Consider the following 4,673-nt stretch of genomic DNA (forward strand, 5'->3'; position numbering starts at 1 on the left):
TTCGAAGCAAGTGCCGCCGTTGATCAGAAGTCTGCGCCAGCACGTCTACTTGAGCTGCTGCGTGAGCACCCGAAGGCGATTCTGCAGACCGCCGCGCTCTCGGCCCCGGCCGTGGCCTACTACACCTGGGCGACCTTCCTGCCCACCTATGCCAAGCTGACCACTGGGCGGGACCTGGCCCAGACCCTGGCCGGCAGTGTCATCGGGCTGGCCCTGCTCGTCATCATCGTGCCGACCTGCGGTGCGCTCTCCGATCGACTCGGCCGCCGCAAGATCTTCCCGATCATCGGTGCGATCGGCATGATCGTGCTCTTCTACCCGATGCTCATGCTCCTGAACCAACCGGGATTCGGTGTCTACGTACTGGTTTCGGCATCCGGGTGGGTCGTTCTCGGCATCTGGCAGTCGGTGTATCCGACGATCCAGGCCGAACTGTTCCCAGCCTCGGTTCGGGTATCGGGCATCGGCTTCGCCCATCAACTCGTGATCGCCGTCTTCGGTGGCACCGCACCGCTGATCGCCGCCGCGTTCGTCGGCGCCGGACATCCCATGTACGTCGCGATCTACATGACAGTCATCGTCGCCTTGTGCCTCGCCGTCTACTTCACGCTCCCGGAGACCGGCAATCACGGCGACCGTGCCACCGTCGCGCCTGTCGATCACGAAGTACTTGAAGGCGAGCAACTGCTCACGAGCAGTTCACCGGCCAGCGGTGAGGGAAAGCACCTGCCGTAGGCACTTGTCTGTCGACCAACCCTGGCGGCGTAGTCGCTGGGAAGGACGACTTCAGACAAATTCTGCATGGCTTTGGCTTTCTCGATCGAGACTCACGAAAGGATGCCTCGAATGATTATCAGTACGTTCTCCTACCTATGGTCATCCACGGCAGGTGGTGCAATCGCGGAACTAGTTGACAATGGGTATACGACCTTTGAAGTTCCGATCAGTTCTCCGCACTGTTGGCCAGTCGAATTATCCCTGTCGGAGCGCGCAGCCGTCGGTGCGAGACTCGACGGGCTCGATGCCAAGATTAGATCGCTCAATGCCGGCGGATATGACCTCAACCTGGCCAGCCCCGCTGCAAACATGCGCTCGAAGAGTGTCGAGCACATTGCGTCAGTTATCGAATTGGCTGCCGCGTGGAGTGTGCTCGACATCGTCATATCTCCTGGCACACGACGACCGATGATTTCGCCTCCACTCGAGAGAACGTATGAGTGGATGTACGACAGTTTGGCGCAATTGATTCCGCTGGCGAAACAAGCCGGCGCACGATTGCTTCTCGAGAATACGCCATATTGCTTCACCCCTACCATCGAGGAACTGGCGAGTGTTGTCAGCACAGTCGACGACGACGCACTCAAGATCGTGTACGACGTTGCGAATGCCGCCTACATCGGTGAAGATCCCGTGGCCGCTCTACTGGCGAATCACGAATCAATTGCACTCGTGCACGTCTCCGATACGGGGTTGGAAACATGGGGTCATGACCCGATCGGCACAGGAGTCATCGACTTCGATGGGTTGGGCAATGCCGTCGACGCAACATGCGGCGTAAACAATGTGGTTCTCGAAATAATTCGCGAAGAGAATGCCCTGGACGAAGTAAACAGAGGCATTGTCGATCTGAAGAACTTGGGCTGGAAAGTGGAAAGGCAACTCCTGTCGTAATGCGGGAGGCGAGACGCACGCCGGTGCTGCCCACCTGTGCGTAGATGGCGATAAACACCTGAAAGACCAATAGCAGGAGTGTGACGATGAAGGCATTAGTCAGTGGCGGAAGTAGTGGAATCGGCGCGGCGACGTGCCTGAGGCTTGCAGAGGCGGCGCTTGCGCGGGGCGCGCAGCCGATGATCGCGGTCTGCGGACAGAAATCGACCAGTGATCAAGAGCAGGTCGTTCGTTCGATCCAGTCGATCGGTGGGACTGCCATCGCACTGGCGGGTGACCTTGCGGATCCCGACGTGCCAGGTCAACTGGTACGCGCTGCGGTCGCCGAATTCGGCGGGTTGGACGGGTTGGTCGCGAACGCGGGAATTGCCAACCCTGGCGCAATCTGCGATCTATCCGTCGGGGACTGGGACGACATGTTCTCGGTTAACCTCCGCAGTGCCTGGCTCCTCGCCAAAGCCAGCCACCAGCATTTGCGACAAAGTCGCGGTTCCGCCTGCTTTACCTCGTCAATGTCCGGCCAGCTACCACACGCCGGATCGGGTGCCTATAGCCCGAGCAAGGCCGCCTTGACAATGCTGGCGCAGACGCTCGCGCTGGAATGGGCACCCGACGGCATTCGCGTAAACGTGGTGTCCCCAGGCATGACTCATACACCGATGACTGAAAAGATGTACGCCGACCCCGACATCAAGAAGGCGAGAGAAAGCATCATCCCCTTGTCCAGAATCGGGGATCCGATGGACATCGCCAACGTGATCGAGTTCCTCGTCAGCCCGTTGTCCGGTTATGTCTCCGGGCAGGACATCTGTGTCGACGGTGGTTTCTCCAAATCGATATTGAGCCATATCCCGGGTCGACCCAGCTCGAAGTCTTGAAGTCCCAACCCGTGGACGCTTCCAACTTCCACGTCGGCGATGGACGGCGGCAGCGCCGGAACAGAACACCACGACGAAGCCCGAGCGCGATCGCGCAGTCAGACCGAGGGCGCGAGGCCGTTCACGATCAGGTCGATCACGCCGCCGGCCACCTCGGCGACGGCTTTGTCGGACTTGATGAGGTTGTGCAGCATCGCGGTCATCATGATGGCCCCAAAGATGCTGACCGCGCCGGTTTCTGCGTCGTCGAGTGACCGGAGTGATCCGTCGGCTGCGCCGGCGTGGAGCACGCGGGCGATCGGGTCGTAGAAGGCCTCTTGGACTGCTGTCGCGAGTTCCGGTAGTCGGATCGCGCGGCCGAGGTCGCCGACGAGTGCCCGGCTGGATCCGGGGCGGTCCATGGTGTGCGCGATCTGAACGGTGATCACCGCGGCCAGCCGCTCTCTGCCGGAACCGGGTGCGTCGGCGGCATCGGCGACTTCCTGGGCCAGCAGGGAGAGGGAGTCGCGCAGCAGGAACGCCAGGATCTCGTCTTTGCCGGTGAAGTAGTAGTAGAGCGTCGCTTTGGGGACACCCGAGGCAGCAGCGATGTCCTCGATCTTCGTGTTCGCCAATCCGCTGTGGGCGATCAGATCGGACGCGGCGTAGAGCTTGTTCGCCACTGATGCCGGCACGGTCCGTCCACCCTGTTCAGCCACTCCTGCAGTTTACGGACCTCATACTCCGAGGTTGTACTTTGAGTACAAACTGCTAGTTTCAAGTAGTGGATGGCATGTCGGGGGACGGTGGGAGCGCTGACGTCGTGGTGGTGGGATACGGCGCTGCAGGTGTGAGTGCGGCGTTGGAAGCGCGGTCTCGCGGGGCCGATGTGCTGGCTCTCGATCGGTTCAACGGCGGCGGCGCCACGCAGATGTCCGGTGGCATCATCTATGCCGGCGGCGGAACGTGGGTGCAGCAAGCCGCCGGGCTGGACGACAGCAGCGAGGCGATGTTCGACTACCTGCACGCCGAGATCGGCGATGCGGTCCGGCCCGAGACCCTGCGGCGCTTCGTTGACTCCAGTCCCGAGATGATCGACTGGCTCACCGGGCACGGCGTCCCTTTTGAAGGCTCGATCTGTCCGTACAAGACGTCGTATCCAAACAACAAGTACTACCTGTATTACTCAGGCAGCGAAAACTCCGGACGCTTCCGCACCCTCACCCCGCCGGTGCAACGGGGTCACCGCGCCAAGGGCCCTGGAGCATCGGGCAAACAGATCTCTCAACCGCTCGCCGCCTCCGCGGCGCGCCACGGTGTGCGTCTTCAACTGCACACGCGTGCAGTGTCGTTGTTGACCAACGCAGACGGTTCGGTGGTTGGTGTGCGCGCGTCCACGCTGTCCGGAGCACCCGTCTGGGTCCGGCGCCGCTACCGCACCTACGCCGCACTTGCGGTGAAGCCGGGCATCTACTTCGAGCCGTTGCGCACCGCGATGGAGAAAAGGCTGGCGCGCCTGGAGCAGCGCTACGCCCGCACGGTCGACATCCACGCAGGCAAAGCCGTGATTCTGGCCGCCGGCGGGTACATCGCCAACGCGGACTGGATCGCCGAGCACGCACCGGCCTACCGTGACGGTCTCAAACTTGGCACCACTGGAGACGACGGCAGTGGGATCCGCCTGGCTACCGACATCGGCGCCGCGGTCGACCGTCTCGACAACGTGTCAGCGTGGCGGTTCATCACCCCACCCAGTGCCTTCCTCGGGGCCTTGGTGGTCGACACGCACGGGCACCGCATCATCGACGAGACCCGCTATGGCGCCGCGCTGGGCTACGCGATGATCGAGAACCACGGTGGCAAAGGCTGGATTCTGGCTGACCACGAGCTGCTCAAGCAGGCGCGCGCTGACCTTGCGCAGCAGGCGATTTGGTTTCAACGTCTCCAGATGGAAGCGATGCTTCGCACCGACAGCGTCCGCGGTGACACGCTGGAGGAGGTGGCCGTCAAGGCCGGCGTTGATCCGGTCGGTTTACTGGAGACAGTCGCAGCCCACAACGGTGCCGCGGCCGCCGGAGCACCTGATCCGATGGGTAAGCCGGCCGAATTCGTCCGGCCGGTGGGGGAGGGGCCGTTCACCTTGAT

Annotated in this window: 5 protein-coding genes; 4 read left to right on the forward strand and 1 reads right to left on the reverse strand. The window is 62.1% G+C overall.

The genetic code is table 11. The features are described 5' to 3' along the window. From ABW137_RS03200 to ABW137_RS03210, 3 genes are all read left to right on the forward strand, one after another. The coding region (locus tag ABW137_RS03200; protein WP_526396813.1) for an MFS transporter at nucleotides 1–735 on the forward strand (735 nt) is incomplete at its 5' end. Nucleotides 736–846: 111 nt separating this feature from the next. Continuing rightward, nucleotides 847–1,671 (forward strand): sugar phosphate isomerase/epimerase family protein, encoded by an 825-nt coding sequence (locus ABW137_RS03205; protein ID WP_526396815.1) that lies wholly within the window; start codon nucleotides 847–849, stop codon nucleotides 1,669–1,671. Between the two features lie 86 nt (nucleotides 1,672–1,757). Beyond that, complete coding sequence (locus ABW137_RS03210) at nucleotides 1,758–2,549, forward strand: SDR family NAD(P)-dependent oxidoreductase (RefSeq protein WP_526396817.1); 792 nt, start codon at nucleotides 1,758–1,760, stop codon at nucleotides 2,547–2,549. A 98-nt stretch (nucleotides 2,550–2,647) separates the two neighbouring features. Here the strand turns inward: ABW137_RS03210 and ABW137_RS03215 are convergent, their stop codons facing one another. Then, nucleotides 2,648–3,247 (reverse strand): TetR/AcrR family transcriptional regulator, encoded by a 600-nt coding sequence (locus tag ABW137_RS03215; protein WP_526396819.1) that lies wholly within the window; start codon nucleotides 3,245–3,247, stop codon nucleotides 2,648–2,650. A gap of 74 nt (nucleotides 3,248–3,321) precedes the next feature. On the opposite strand from ABW137_RS03215, the gene ABW137_RS03220 reads away from it, so the two are divergent. After that, on the forward strand, nucleotides 3,322–4,673 hold a 1,352-nt coding region (locus tag ABW137_RS03220), incomplete at its 3' end, for an FAD-binding protein (protein ID WP_526396821.1).

The sequence above is a fragment of the Mycobacterium sp. genome (assembly GCF_040509115.1).
In the GTDB taxonomy this organism is placed as follows: Bacteria; Actinomycetota; Actinomycetes; order Mycobacteriales; family Mycobacteriaceae; genus Mycobacterium.